The following is a 14,013-nucleotide window of genomic DNA, read 5'->3' as shown; positions in this document are numbered from 1 at the left end:
ATCGCTGGCCACTAGCAAGCCTTCTGGTTCTCTTCCCGCCGACGATCAGCCCCCACCCCATGGGGGTATGCACTGAACACCGGCGATCGACCGGGTGCGGGTTCATCTCCGCACACACCGTTCATTCGAGCGCCCGTGGGGGACGCGTGTTCCTGCCGCAGGAAACGTCTCGATGGTAGCCCTGATCTCGCGCGACCGGCAAGGGTCCATTCACAGTTTTGACAATGGTGCAATACAGCATAAGCATCGGCAGCTGTTTTGACGAAATCGGCACAGTTTTTAACGACACCTCGGGATCCGCCGAATCCCCCTGTATGAAAGGCTATGACCGTAATCGGCGGCGCATCTCCGATTGCTTTCACGGATGAAAAAGCGATTAAAATGGTCAAGTTTTCCACGAGCCAACCGGCATGACCGCACCTTCCGCGCTTCCCCCTGCCCCGGCCCCGTCCGGCGCCTCCCGCCCGCCGCTGCTGTCCCCCGAGCTGCCGGCCGTTCCCAATGCGTTCCGCCAGGCGATCACCGATGCCTGGATGAAGGACGAGGCCAGCCACGTGCGCGAGCTGCTGGCGCAGGCACGCCTGCCCGCGGACGAGCAGGCGAAGGTGCAGGCCACCGCCGCCGACCTGGTCAAGCGCGTACGCGTGCGTGCCAAGGACCAGGGCGCGATCGAAGCCTTCATGCGCCAGTACGACCTGGGCAGCGAGGAAGGCGTGCTGCTCATGTGCGTGGCCGAAGCGCTGCTGCGCATTCCGGACCAGGACACCGCCGACAAGCTGATCCGCGACAAGCTCGGCGAAGCGGACTGGAAGAAGCACCTGGGCGGCAGCGACTCGGTGCTGGTCAACGCCTCCACCTGGGGCCTGATGCTTACCGGCCACATCGTGCAGATCAACGACTCCACCCGCGCCGACGTGCCGGGCGCGTTCGCGCGCCTGATGGGCCGCGTGGGTGAGCCGGTGATCCGCCTGGCCGTGCGCCAGGCGATGAAGATCATGGGCCACCAGTTCGTCATGGGCCGCACCATCGACGAAGCGCTGTCGCGCTCGCACAAGGGCGACAACGCCAGCTACCGCTATTCGTTCGACATGCTTGGCGAAGGCGCGCTGACCATGAAGGACGCCAAGCGTTACCTGGAAGACTACCGCCGCGCGATCCACTCCATCGGTGGCGACCACAAGGCCCGCGGTGGCCGCCCGGATGGCGACGTCAATTCGGCGCCGGGCATTTCCATCAAGCTGTCGGCGCTGTACCCGCGCTACGAGCACGCCAAGCGCGCGCGCGTGATGGCCGACCTGGTCCCGGGCGTGCTGGAACTGGCACAACTGGCCAAGTCGTACGGCATCGGCTGCACGGTGGATGCCGAGGAAACCGACCGCCTGGAACTGTCGCTGGACATCATCGAAGCGGTGGTGAGCGATGCCTCGCTGGCCGGGTGGGAAGGCTTCGGCGTGGTGGTGCAGGCGTACCAGAAGCGCACCCCGTACACGATCGATTACCTGGCCGACCTGGCCCGCCGCATCGGCCGTCGCCTGCAGGTGCGCCTGGTCAAGGGCGCGTACTGGGACGCGGAGATCAAGCGCGCCCAGATCGACGGCCTGCCGGCCTACCCGGTGTTCACCCGCAAGCAGAACACCGACGTGTCCTACCTGGCCTGTGCCAAGCGTCTGTTCACCCATGCCGATGCGATCTACCCGATGTTCGCCACGCACAACGCGCACACCATCGCGGCGGTGCAGGCGATCGCGCAGGGTGGCCAGTACGAACACCAGAAGCTGCACGGCATGGGTGATGACCTGTACGCCGAAGTGGTGCCGGCCCACCGCCTGAACGTGCCGTGCCGCGTGTACGCCCCGGTGGGTTCGCACGAAGACCTGCTGCCGTACCTGGTGCGCCGCCTGCTCGAGAACGGCGCCAACTCCAGCTTCGTCAACCGCATCACCGACGACGCGGTGGCCATCGATGACCTGATCCGCGATCCGGTCGAGGCCGTTGCTTCGTTCGATTCCATTCCGCACCCGAAAATCCCGCTGCCGGTTGACCTGCTGCGCAGCCAGAACCACGACAGGAAGAACTCCATGGGCGTCAATCTCGCCAACGACAACGATCTGCGCGCCCTGGCCGAGCAGCTCAACGCCGCCGTCAAGCCGTGGCAGGCCGCTCCGCTGGTGCCGGGTGCACAGCCCACCGGCGCGCTGTTGAACGTGGTCAACCCGGCCGACACGCGCCAGGTGGTGGGCCAGTGGCAGCCGGCCGACAGCGCCACCGTGGAAAAGGCCCTGGCCAACGCCGTGGCCGCCCAGCCGCAGTGGAACCGCACCCCGGCCGCCAGCCGCGCCGCGATCCTCGAGCACGCTGCCGACCAGCTGGAAGCCCGCCTGCCCGAGTTCATGGCGCTGTGCGTCAAGGAAGCCGGCAAGAGCCTGCCCGACGGCATCGCCGAAGTGCGCGAAGCGGTGGACTTCCTGCGTTACTACGCCAAGCAGGCGCGCGAGCAGTTCGGCCATGCCGAAAAGCTGCCCAGCCCGACCGGTGAATCCAACGAGCTGCAGCTGCATGGCCGCGGCGTGTTCGTGTGCATCAGCCCGTGGAACTTCCCGCTGGCGATCTTCCTGGGCCAGGTCAGCGCCGCGCTGGCCGCCGGCAACAGCGTGATCGCCAAGCCGGCCGAACAGACCAACCTGATCGGCTACTACGCGGTGAAGCTGCTGCTGGACGCCGGCGTGCCCGAAGGCGTGGTGCAGTTCCTGCCGGGCGACGGCGCCACCGTGGGTGCCGCGCTCACCGCCGACCCGCGCGTGGCCGGCGTGGCCTTCACCGGTTCGACCGATACCGCGCGCGCGATCAACCGTGCGATGGCTGCGCGCGATGCCGCCATTGGCGTGCTGATCGCCGAAACCGGCGGCCAGAACGCCTTCATCGCCGATTCCTCGGCGCTGCCGGAACAGCTGGTCAAGGATGCGATCGGTTCGGCGTTCACCTCGGCCGGCCAGCGCTGCTCGGCCGCGCGCGTGCTGTTCGTGCAGGACGACATCGCCGACAAGGTGATGACCATGCTGGCCGGTGCGATGGCCGAGCTGAAGATCGGCGACCCGGGCCTGCTGTCGACCGACGTCGGCCCGGTGATCGATGCCGATGCGCTGCAGATCCTGCAGGAACATGCGGTGCGCATGGAGAAGGAAGCGCGCCTGATCGCCGCTGCCGAGCTCAGCGAAGCGGCCGCGCACGGCACCTTCTTCGCGCCGCGCGCGTATGAGCTGAAGAACCTGGACCAGCTGCACAAGGAAATCTTCGGGCCGGTGCTGCACGTGATCCGCTGGAAGGGCGACCAGCTCGATGCGGTGATCGACCAGATCAACGCCACCGGCTACGGCCTCACCCTGGGCGTGCATTCGCGCATCGACGAAACCGTGGACCGCATTTCCTCGCGGGTGAACGTGGGCAACGTGTACGTCAACCGCAACCAGATCGGTGCGGTGGTGGGCGTGCAGCCGTTCGGCGGCCAGGGCCTGTCGGGCACCGGTCCGAAGGCCGGCGGCCCGCACTACCTGCTGCGATTTGCCACCGAGAAGACCGTCACCGTGAACACCACCGCGGCCGGTGGCAATGCGTCGCTGCTGACGTTGGGCGATTGATCGATGTTGTGATGGTTTGAACGAAAAACCCCGCGAAAGCGGGGTTTTTCGTGGGTGATGCCGACGCCGTCACTCGGCGTGGATGGCCTCGATCTCATCGCGCATGAGCAGTTCTTCGCCCATGTAGCGCTCGAATTTGATGCGGCCGAACCCCGGTGCGTACCAGGCTTCCATGCGGTTGTCTTCGAAGGTCGCGCTGACGTGGCAGGTGTCCTTGAAGGTGCGCGGCTGGTCGTCGACCGTGGCCTCCACGTCTTCGAAGCCGACGAAGGTGTAGTCGTTGAAGCCGTCGTAATCCACCGGCTCCACCGTTTCTTCCACGTGGTGGGTGCGTTCGCCGCTGCCGTTGACCACGAAGCGCTCGCCCGGCCTGGCGGTCTGCGGGAAGGTCGGCGCGGGCTTGAAGGTATCGGTCATCACCGGCCGGGAGGCGTCGCCACCCCACGCGGAGATGCCGTAGCGGTCCTGGCCCAGCAGCTGGCGGCCGCTGGCATCGTAGTAGGCGGCCGTACCGACGCCACCACCGGCGCTCTGCACGCGGATGGCCTGCTGGCCGGCGAACTCCGCCTTCTCGATGGTCAGGGTTTCATCGCCGGTGGAGAAGCGCAGGCCCGGGGTGAGGGTGAAGCAGGTGGCGAAATCGGCGGCGGCGAAAGCCGGCGCGGCCAGCGCGGAGAGGGCGAAGGCCAGGGTGGAACGAAGCAGAACGGGCGACATGTGGTTTCCTTGTCATGGATCGTGAAGCGGTTCCTGCGCCGCAGGCGGCATCCGGCCGGCTGCACGCGGACCGGGATTGTACGGGGCTGTGGCATGATCCGGCCATGCGCCCAAATGTCCTGCCGTTGCTGTTGGCGATGTTCCTGTCCACCGTTCCCGCGGCCATGGCGGCGGCCAACGAGCGCGTGCTGGTGTTCACCAGTACCGCCAAGTTCCGCCACGACTCGATTCCCACTGCCGTGAGCACGCTGCGCCTGCTGGCCGAGCGCGAGCGGATGGCAGTGGACCAGAGCGAGAACGCGGCCGATTTCAACGACGCCAACCTGGCCCGCTACCGGGTGGTGGTGTTCGCCAACACCACCGGCGATGTGCTCGATGCCACCCAACAGCAGGCGATGGAGACCTTCATCCGCGCGGGTGGCGGGTTCATGGGCGTGCATTCGGCCGCCGACACCGAGTACGACTGGCCCTGGTATGGGCAGCTGGTGGGCGCGTATTTCAAGAACCACCCCGAAGGCCTGCAGTTCAGCCGCGTGCAGCCTGAGCGCGAGGGCAAGCCGCAGGGCACCTCCTGGCCGGTCCGCGACGAGCTGTACAACTACCGCAGCAACCCGCGTGGGGTCGTGCAGGTCACTGCCACTGTGGACGAGCGCATGTACCAGGGCGGCACGATGGGTGCCGACCACCCCATTGCGTGGTGCCACCGGTTTGATGGCGGGCGCAGCTGGTACACCGGCCTGGGGCATGACGCAGCGCTGTACCGCAACCGCGATTTCCTGGCGCACCTGCGGCAGGGCCTGTTGTACGCCGCAGGACGTTCGCCCGCGTGCGGGTAGAGCCGACTGTCAGTCGGCTGCCGTTCGCATGAAGCCGTAGACCGCGCGTAGAGCAGCCGACTAACAGTCGGCTCTACCGGTGCGGTTTCGCATCCGCGTTCGCATCCGGTTTCGCATCCGGTTGCCGACCCACAACGCAGAAGGCCCCGCTTGCGCGGGGCCTTCCGTCTGTTACGCGGCGCGAACGCCGTGGATCAGAACTTGTAGTTGAACGATGCAGCCAGCACGTCGCCGCGGACCTTGTACTTGCCGGTCAGCGAGTTGCCCTGGTTGTTGGTGGTGGCGCCAATGTTCACGTTCGGGTCGCTGGTGAACAGGTGGGTATAACCGAAGTTGTATTCCATGTTCGCCGCCGGGGTCCAGCCCAGGCCGAAGGACAGCCACTTGCGGCTGGTGTCCGGCACACGCACGTCGCGGTGGGCGTCGGTGGTCGGGGTCTGGTCGTACGCGACGCCGCCACGCAGGGTCAGGGTGTCGCTCAGCTTGTAGTCCGCACCCAGCGAGACGAAGGTGGTGTCGCGGTAGGAGAAGTCCAGGACCGAATCCGGCTGGGCCGAACCGTAGTCGATGGTGACCGAGTCGAACGCGGTCGACCAGGCGGTACGGGTCACGTCACCCATCACGGTCCAACGGTCGTTGACATTGTGGGTGATGCTCATGGTGGCCGACGCCGGCAGGGTCACGGTGGCCTTGCCCGACGTGGTCACGAAGCGGCCCGGCTGGGCCACGGCCAGCACGGCAGCAGCGTTGGCCGGCACGTCGAAGGTGGCATCACCGCCGGTGATCTTGTGCTCGACCTTGGAGCGATAGCTGAAGCCGATGTGGGTGTTCTCATCCGGGCTGAACAGACCGCCGACGGTCCAGCCCACCGCATTGTTGTCACCTTCCATGGTCAGCTTGCCATCGGCGCTGCCCGGGGCGAAGCCCGGCACGCGGGACTGGGCCAGTGCGGTGCCGAAGTCGATGTTGTTGCTCAGTTCGATGGTCAGGTGCTCAACGAACACCGACGCGCCGAAGGACACGTACGGGTTGACGTCGTACGAGGCGGCAAAGCCCAGGTCGATCGCCTTCAGGTCGGTCTTCAGGCCGCTGTAGCGACCCACCCAGCCGTTGTCGTAGTCGGTCTTGAAGCCGAACGGAGCGGTCAGCGACACGCCGAAGTGGGCCTGTTCGCCGATCGGCATGTGGAAGTACGCGGCCGGAACCGGGGCGATCATGCCGGCGTCGCCGCCGTCACCGCCGGTCTGCGGCTGGCCGGTCGGCTTGCGGCCGGTGCCTTCGAATTCGGCCTTGAAGCTGATGGCGCTCAGGTCGCCCTGGATCTGGGTGCCTTCCAGCTGGCGCATGCCGGCCGGGTTGACCGCGATGATCGAGGCGTCGCCCTGGGCGCTGCCCGAACCGGCGAAGGCGCGGCCGAGGCCCTTGGCGCTGTTTTCCTTCAGCTGGAAGGCGGCGGCGTTGACGTGGCCAACGGCCAGGACACCGGCGATGCCGACAGCGAGGGCGGTGACGCGAGCGAGGGTGGAAGCGGTATGCATCGTTTGTTCTCTCCGGAAATGCGTGTGGTTTGGCAACGCGCGCCTGCGCTGTCCCAGGCCCCGAAGGACTTGACACAACGCGCCGGATTCCCCTCCCGACATACGACGCCGTATGCGAGTATACCCAGACCAGTTAATGAAACAATAACGCGATCACCCTTTCCGGCTATTCAGGCTGAACGCGTCTTCGCTCCTTCAGGCGCGTTGCCGCGCTAGGCTAGCGCCCACGCATGTTTGTCTCGCTCCCCTCCCGCAAGAAGTCCGCCGTCCGCTGGGCGACGCCCCTGCTGTTCGCGACGCTGTGGGCCGCGTTCCTGTGGTCGATCTCGCGCCCGGGCGATGCCCGGCGCAGCCTGTGGATGGACTGGGGCGCGCTGTCCACCGGGCTGACCCGGCCGCTGGACTGGTGGGCGACCTTCGAGGACGGCAGCGTGCTGCGGCTGTTCACCGCGCTGTTCCTGCACGCGGACTGGTCGCACCTGCTGGGCAACCTGGTGTTCCTGCTGATCTTCGGGCTGCCCGCCGAGCGGGTGCTGGGGCCGTGGCGGCTGATCCTGCTGTTCCTGGTGGGCGGGGCCATCTCCAACCTCACCGCGATCTACACGATGGGCAGCCCGGACCAGATCATCATCGGCGCCAGTGGCGCGGTGTCGGCGCTGATCGGGGCGTACCTGGCCCTGTTCCCGGGCGCACGGCTGGGGGTGGTGATCCCGCTGGGGCTGTTCCTGGAATTCGTGCGGGCGCCGGCCTACCTGCTGATCGGCGTGTGGGCGGGGCTGCAGGTGGTGTTCGCGTACATCGGCCCGACCTTCGGCATGGTGGCCTGGTGGGCACACATTGCCGGGTTCGTGTTCGGGCTGGTGTATGGGGTGTACGTGCGCGCGGCGATCGCGCGGCGGTTGCGGAAGCGGCACGGGTTTTAAGCGTGCGCCGCAGGCTGGTAGGGTCGCATCCCAATCGACCGCCGTGGTACCCGCCGCGTTCGATGTCGGCATGAACATCGGCGGATCCGGCTGTTACGCCGTTCAACGCAATGCGTTACCGGGCGTTGCACCGTTATCGGCAGTCGTTTGGGAACCGACTCTACCAGCGGGTGCACCCGTCACGGCGTGGGTGCAGGTTCCGGCTTCGGCTTGGCTTCCACCTTGGGCGCCGGCTTCCTCGTCGCTTCGGCCTTCTGCTTTGCGGCCACCGAACCGGGTTGCTTCAGCTCCGCCAGCGCGTCGTTGATCGGGCCGTCGCCGGGCAGTACATCGCCGGCCTGGTAGCCTTCGCCGCCTTCCTCGTCACCGCGCAGGTGGCCCGGCAACGTCGCTTCGCTGTAATCGGACAGGCTGGCCGGCAGGTCGTCGTCTTCGCCTGGCTTCTTCTCCGGCACCAGCACCACGTCGGGCACGATACCGGTGGCCTGGATCGATTTGCCGCTCGGGGTGTAATAGCGCGCGGTGGTCAGCTTGACCGAATCGCCGTTGTCCAGCGGCAGCACGGTCTGCACCGAGCCCTTGCCGAAGGTGCGGCTGCCGATCACGCGGGCACGGCCGTTGTCGCGCAGTGCGCCGGCCAGCACTTCCGAGGCGCTGGCCGAACCGGCATCGGCCAACACCACCACCGGCGCACCCTTGAGCAGGTCGCCGGGCGTGGCATCGAAGCGCGCGTCGCTGATCGCGATGCGGCCCCGGGTGCTGACGATGTTGCCCTTGTCCAGCAGGTCGTCGGCGACCTGCACTGCTGCGGTGAGCAGGCCACCGGGGTTGCTGCGCAGGTCCAGCACCAGGCCCTTGAGCTTGCCGCCGGCCTGCTGCTGCAGCTGGCCCACGTGCTTCTGGAAATCGGCACCGGTATCGGCCTGGAAGGTGCTCAGGCGCACGTAGCCATAGCCGGGTTCCAGCATGCGGCTGCGCACGCTGGTGACGCGGATGGTTTCGCGGGTGATCGGCACATCGAACGGCTTGGCTTTGCCCTCGCGCACGATGGTGAGGATCACCTTGCTGCCAGCCTTGCCACGCAGCGGCTCGGTGGCTTCGATCACGCTGATCGGCTTGCCGTCGATGGCGATGATCAGGTCGCCGGCCAGGATGCCGGCCTTGGCCGCCGGGGTGTCGTCGATCGGCGAGATGACTTTGAGGCTGCTGTTGTCGGGCTGCTGCTGCAGCTCCACGCCGATGCCTTCATAGGCACCTTCGGCCTGTTCGTCGAAGGCTTCGGCATCTTCCTTGTCGAAGTAGGTGCTGTGCGGGTCCAGGTCCAGCAGCAGGCCACGGATGGCCGACTGCATCAGCTTCTTGTCGTCCACCGGCTCGACATACGCGGCACGTACCGCGTTGTAGACGGCGACGTAACGGCGGATTTCATCCAGCGGCACGCGCGAGGTTACCGCCTCTTCGGTGGAGGCTGCATCGCCGCCGCGTTCCGGAACCTGGGCGGTCTGCTGCGCCCATGACAGCGCCGGCACCAGGGCCAGCAGCAGGGTGGCGGAACGGGCTACGCGCATGAAGCACTCCAGGTTGAGCGGGGGACGGGACCACACGCACCGATGATGCGTGGCCCGATTATGCGCGAAGGCACGGTAAATTCCCGTTGAACGGGGCTACCGGCGCTGCAGCCACGACGACGGATCCACCGGCTGCCCGTTACGCCGCAATTCAAAATACAGCGCGGTAACGCCCTGCCCGCCCGAGTTGCCGACCTTGGCCACGGCATCGCCCTTCTTCACCGTGCCGCCGGCATCGCGCAGCAGCGTGTCGTTGTGCGCGTAGAGGCTCATGTAGCCATTGCCGTGATCCACGATCAGGATCATGCCGTAGCCGGTCATCCAGTCGGAGAACACCACGGTGCCATCGGCGACGGCGGTAACGGTGCTGCCGGCAGGCGCGCTGATCAGCACACCACTGCTGGTGCGCCCGTCCGGCAGCTTGCCGCCGTAACGCGCCAGCAGGTTGCCCGACAGCGGCCAGCCCAGCCCGCCCACCTTGGGCGCCGGTGCCGAGGCGACCGCCGGCGGGGTCTTGCCCGGGCGCGGCGGCGGCTTGGTGCCACTGGCGGCGGCAGCGCGCTCGGCCTTCTCGGCGGCGGCTTTTTCCGCGGCGGCGCGGCGCGCGGCGGCACGGCGTTCGGCTTCGGCACGGGCGGCAGCAGCGCGCAGGTTGGCCAGCAGCGTTTCCAGCGCCTTGGCGTCCTGGCCCAGCGCCTTCTCGCGCTCACTGCGGTCTTTGTAGCGTTCGTCCAGGCTGGCCACCGTCTCGGCGCGCGTGCGGCGGTCCGCAGCCAGGCTGGCGGCCTGTTGTTTCTGCTGCTGGCGGGTGCCTTCCAGCGCCTGGCGGCGTTCGGCGATCTGCGCCTCCAGCGATTCCAGTTCGGTCAGGTCGGCGGTCAGCGCGCCGATGCGCCGCGCGCGTTCGCGCTGCAGGTAACGGTGGTAGGCCAGCGTGCGGTTGGCATCGGCCACCCGGTCCTGCGACAGCAGCAGCTTCAACGGTGCGTTGTTGCCAATGCGGTAGGCGGCGCGCAGCAGCGAGGCCAGCTCCTGGCGCTGCTGCTGCAGGCCCGCCTGCAGTTCGCTGCGGCGCTGCTGCGCCTCCTGCAGGGCGCGGGTTTCGCGCTGCAGCGCGGTTTCAGTCTCGGCCAGCACGCGGCCGGTGCGGGCGACCTTCTCGTCGGCCTCGCGCAGCTGGCGCGAGGCCTGCCCGCGCTGGCCTTCCAGCGTGCGTCGTTCCTGGGCGACGCCCTTCAGCTCGGTGCGCAGCTTCTGCAGCTTGCGCTCGGCGTCCTTCGGGTTCTGCGCGGCCAGCGGCGCAGCGCCGATCATCGCCAGAATCAGTGCCAGCGCCGACAGCGCCACCGGCCAGCGCGAGCTACGGCCGTGCCCAGCGGTCGGATTGTTATTCCCGCGTGAGGAAAAGACGTTGGGGCGCAAGGGCTTTCCAGTGACTTCAGGCAGATGCGGATTGCAGCGCTGCATGGTGACATTCCTGAAGGCGGCCTGCCAGCCGCATACCCGGACGAGGCACCCCATGAAACGTTTCCCGCTACCGCTGCTGATTGCCCTGGTGCTGCCCTGCGCGCCCGCCTTCGCCAGCGATGGCATCAGCAAGGTCAATGGCAGCATCACCGCCAGCGCCGGCCAGACCTACGGCGACCTGGACACCGTCAATGGTGGAATCACCGTCGAGGGCGGCGCCGAGGCCGGCGACATCCAGACCGTCAACGGCGGCATCCAGGTGGATGAGCGCGCCCGCACCCGTGGCATCTCGACCGTCAACGGCGGCATCAAGATCGGGCAGCGCGTCGTGGTCGATGGCGATGTCGAAACCGTCAACGGCAGCATCTTTGTCGACCGCGGCACCCGCATCGACGGTGGCGTGGAAACCGTCAACGGCGGCATCGGTCTGGTGGAGACGCGGCTGTCCCAGGGCATCGAGACGGTCAACGGCGACATCACCGTCGGCATCGGTTCGGTGGTCGAGGGCGGCATCCACGTCAACAAGCCCAGCTTCAGCCTGTCGCTGCGCGCCGGACGCAAGCCGCGCGTGATCATCGGCCCGAATGCGGCGGTCAACGGCCCGCTGCACTTCGAGCGCGAGGTCACCTTGTACGTGCACCGCAGCGCGCACATCGGTCCGGTCGAGGGCGCCCAACCCGTGCCGTTCGACACCGACGCCGCGCCGAACGATTGATACTCTTCCATCCGGTGCCCGCGCACCGGCCCTCTGTCTCCAGGAATCGATGATGTCCCGCAAACTTCTGTTGTGCCTGGCCGCCACCGCCGCGCTGACCGCGTGCAAGGGCGAGACCACTGCACCGGCGGCCGCGCCGGCTGCTGATACCGCCCCGGCCGCCGCCGGCCACGCCTTCTCGGCCGAAATCAACGCCGGCGACTTCGGCGAGCTGGTCAAGACCCTGTCGTCGGATGAGTTCGAAGGCCGCGCGCCGGGCAGCACCGGCGAAGACCGCACGGTGGAGTACATCCGCGACCAGATGCAGCGCATCGGCCTGCAGCCGGGCAACGGCGACAGCTGGTTCCAGGAGGTGGCGATGACCGAAACCACCGCCGATGAGAGCACCGTGCTGAAGCTGGACCAGGCCGGCAAGCAGCGCGACCTGAAGTTCGGCACCGACATGGTGATCGGCACCCGCAGTGGCCAGAAGGAAGTGAAGATCGACGGCAGCGACTTGGTCTTCGTCGGCTACGGCGTGGATGCGCCGGAGCAGAAGTGGAACGACTACGCTGGCCAGGACTGGAAGGGCAAGACGGTGGTCATGTTCGTCAACGACCCGGGTTTCCACGTCAACGACGAGAAGCTGTTCGACGGCAAGCGCATGACCTATTACGGCCGGTGGACCTACAAGTTCGAAGAGGCCGCCCGCAAGGGCGCTGCCGCGGCGCTGATCGTGCATGACACCGCCGGTGCTTCGTACGGTTGGGACGTGGTGAAGAACTCGTGGGCCGGCCCGCAGTACGACCTGCCGGCCAAGGACGATCCGGAACCCCGCCTGCCGGCGCAGGGCTGGCTGAGCGCCGATGCGGCGCGCCAGCTGTTCGCCGATGCCGGGCTGGACCTGGACCAGGCCTACAAGGATGCCAACAAGCGCGGCTTCAAGCCGGTGCCGCTGAAGGCGAAGATCTCGCTGGACCTGAAGAGCACCATCGCCGAAAAGAAGTCGCGCAACGTGGTCGGCGTGCTGCCGGGCACCAAGCATGCCGACGAGGCCGTGCTGTACATGGCGCACTGGGACCACCTGGGCAAGCATGAGGGCGAGCAGGGCGACAACGTCTACAACGGTGCCATCGACAACGCCACGGGCGTGGCCGGCATCCTGGAGATCGCCGATGCGATGGCGCATGAGCAGCCCGCGCCGGAGCGTTCGGTGGTATTCCTGGCGGTGACGCTGGAAGAATCGGGTCTGTTGGGGTCGAAGTACTACGTGAACCACCCGACCTTCCCGCTGGACAAGATTGCCGGCGTGATCAACATCGACGCAATGTCGGTGGCCGGCAAGGCCAAGGACCTGACCGTGACCGGCTTCGGCAGCTCGCAGCTGGAGGACATCCTCAAGCCGCTTGCGGCGGAGAAGGGTCGCACGCTGCACGGCGAAACCTCGGTGCAGAGCGGCTTCTACTTCCGTTCGGACCACTTCAACTTCGCCAAGGCCGGCGTGCCGGCGCTGTATGCCGACGGCGGCGAAGACCTGCTCGACGGCGGCGTTGACGCAGGCCGCAAGGCGGCTGAGGCGTATGGCCGCGACCGGTACCACGGCCCCAAGGACGAGTACGACGCCAGTACCTGGAAGCTGGACGGCACCGTGGAAGACCTGGAGCTGCTGCACGGCGTGGGCAAGGCCATCGCAGTGGGCGGCCAGTGGCCGAACTGGTACGAGGGCAACCCGTTCAAGGCAGCCCGCGACGAGATGATGAAGGGCAAGACCGAGGCGGCTGCGGCGGCTCCGGCTGCGAAGTAAGCCTGGCCTACATCGCTGGTTGAAAGGAAGCGGCGCCTTTGGTGCCGCTTCTTTTTTGGGGGTCACTCGGTAGCGGAGGGCCACCGCGTCCAGCAATACGGGTACTCGCCTGCCTTTGTAGCAAGTCCCGAACGAACCGGGTTCTCGATCAGATGGTTGGCCTGTGTGAGTAAAGATTCGTCTGAGCGGATGCAGTGGTCGTAGAAGCCCCGTTGCCACAACGGGCCCTCGCTGCCGCGATGCAGATTGACTGCACGAGAGGAGCGGGATTTGAAGGCTTGGACACAGCGACTGATGTTGCCGTTGCCCAGTTGCATCAGCCAATGGACGTGATCCGGCATCACCACCCATGCGAGCGTGCGTGAGCGATGTTCGCGATCTGAGCAGCGAAGTGCCTCGACCACGCATTCGACGGTGGCGTCATCGACAAAGATCGATTCGCGGCCGGCCACTACGGTGGTGAGCATGTAGTACGCGCCCTGAAGGGAGCGGCGGCCGATGAGGAGGCGTGGAGTGGGCATGACCACAGAGTGGCGCTCGCCTATGGCCGGTTGTATCCGGCAAGTATCAATCAGCCTGTCAGACGAAGCCGGTAGGGTCGCATCCCAATCGACCGCCGTGGTGGTGGTTACCCCGTTGGGACATGACCACGAACGCAGGCAACGCATTTCGATCGGAGTCCATTCGTCACCGTGCCGATCACCGTTATCGGCAGTCGTTTGGGAACCGACCCTACCGCCGCCCGGCCCGTCACGGCAGGTGCCGACCGTTGGTCGGCACGCGCCCATCGCGGAAAAGAAAAAACCCCGCTGCGTCAGCAGCGGGGTTTTT

The 14,013-nt window shown here is 66.9% G+C and carries 10 protein-coding genes; 5 read left to right on the top strand and 5 right to left on the bottom strand.

Features of this window, described 5'->3' with window-relative positions; all coding sequences use genetic code 11:
* Positions 1-410 precede the first annotated feature (410 nt).
* Positions 411-3,635, top strand: a complete 3,225-nt coding sequence (putA, locus tag AC06E7_RS12595; protein ID WP_184124372.1) for a bifunctional proline dehydrogenase/L-glutamate gamma-semialdehyde dehydrogenase PutA — start codon at positions 411-413, stop codon at positions 3,633-3,635.
* Positions 3,636-3,704: 69 nt separating this feature from the next.
* Here putA and AC06E7_RS12590 read toward each other — a convergent pair whose 3' ends face one another.
* Positions 3,705-4,352, bottom strand: a complete 648-nt coding sequence (locus AC06E7_RS12590; protein ID WP_478064955.1) for a hypothetical protein — start codon at positions 4,350-4,352, stop codon at positions 3,705-3,707.
* A 104-nt stretch (positions 4,353-4,456) separates the two neighbouring features.
* Here AC06E7_RS12590 and AC06E7_RS12585 point away from each other — a divergent pair, with 104 nt between their 5' ends.
* Positions 4,457-5,188 carry a ThuA domain-containing protein gene (locus AC06E7_RS12585; protein ID WP_478064954.1) on the top strand — a complete coding sequence of 244 codons (732 nt, stop codon included), beginning with the start codon at positions 4,457-4,459 and terminating at the stop codon, positions 5,186-5,188.
* Between the two features lie 194 nt (positions 5,189-5,382).
* On the opposite strand, the gene AC06E7_RS12580 is transcribed toward AC06E7_RS12585, so the two are convergent.
* Positions 5,383-6,726 carry an outer membrane protein transport protein gene (locus tag AC06E7_RS12580; RefSeq protein WP_093532966.1) on the bottom strand — a complete coding sequence of 448 codons (1,344 nt, stop codon included), beginning with the start codon at positions 6,724-6,726 and terminating at the stop codon, positions 5,383-5,385.
* Positions 6,727-6,956: 230 nt separating this feature from the next.
* Between AC06E7_RS12580 and AC06E7_RS12575 the strand changes: the two genes are divergently transcribed.
* A complete protein-coding gene (locus tag AC06E7_RS12575; RefSeq protein ID WP_068848738.1) occupies positions 6,957-7,649 on the top strand; it encodes a rhomboid family intramembrane serine protease in 693 nt (230 codons plus the stop codon).
* A gap of 179 nt (positions 7,650-7,828) precedes the next feature.
* Here AC06E7_RS12575 and AC06E7_RS12570 read toward each other — a convergent pair whose 3' ends face one another.
* Together AC06E7_RS12570 and AC06E7_RS12565 are read right to left on the bottom strand one after the other, a co-directional pair.
* Complete coding sequence (locus AC06E7_RS12570) at positions 7,829-9,217, bottom strand: S41 family peptidase (RefSeq protein WP_478064953.1); 1,389 nt, start codon at positions 9,215-9,217, stop codon at positions 7,829-7,831.
* 96 nt (positions 9,218-9,313) lie between these two features.
* Positions 9,314-10,531, bottom strand: coding sequence for a murein hydrolase activator EnvC family protein (locus tag AC06E7_RS12565; protein WP_237334340.1), 1,218 nt, complete (start codon positions 10,529-10,531; stop codon positions 9,314-9,316).
* Between the two features lie 205 nt (positions 10,532-10,736).
* Here AC06E7_RS12565 and AC06E7_RS12560 point away from each other — a divergent pair, with 205 nt between their 5' ends.
* Together AC06E7_RS12560 and AC06E7_RS12555 are read left to right on the top strand one after the other, a co-directional pair.
* Positions 10,737-11,399 carry a hypothetical protein gene (locus tag AC06E7_RS12560; protein WP_184124364.1) on the top strand — a complete coding sequence of 221 codons (663 nt, stop codon included), beginning with the start codon at positions 10,737-10,739 and terminating at the stop codon, positions 11,397-11,399.
* Positions 11,400-11,451: 52 nt separating this feature from the next.
* Complete coding sequence (locus AC06E7_RS12555; RefSeq protein WP_478064952.1) at positions 11,452-13,182, top strand: M28 family metallopeptidase; 1,731 nt, start codon at positions 11,452-11,454, stop codon at positions 13,180-13,182.
* A gap of 62 nt (positions 13,183-13,244) precedes the next feature.
* Here the strand turns inward: AC06E7_RS12555 and AC06E7_RS12550 are convergent.
* Positions 13,245-14,013, bottom strand: a 769-nt coding sequence (locus tag AC06E7_RS12550) for an REP-associated tyrosine transposase (protein ID WP_478064951.1), incomplete at its 5' end; no start/stop codon positions are given.

It is taken from the genome of Stenotrophomonas sp. Steno-Z4 (genome assembly GCF_056393145.1).
The sequence above is the reverse complement of the archived record's forward strand: the minus strand, read 5'-3'. Positions and strand labels throughout refer to the sequence as shown.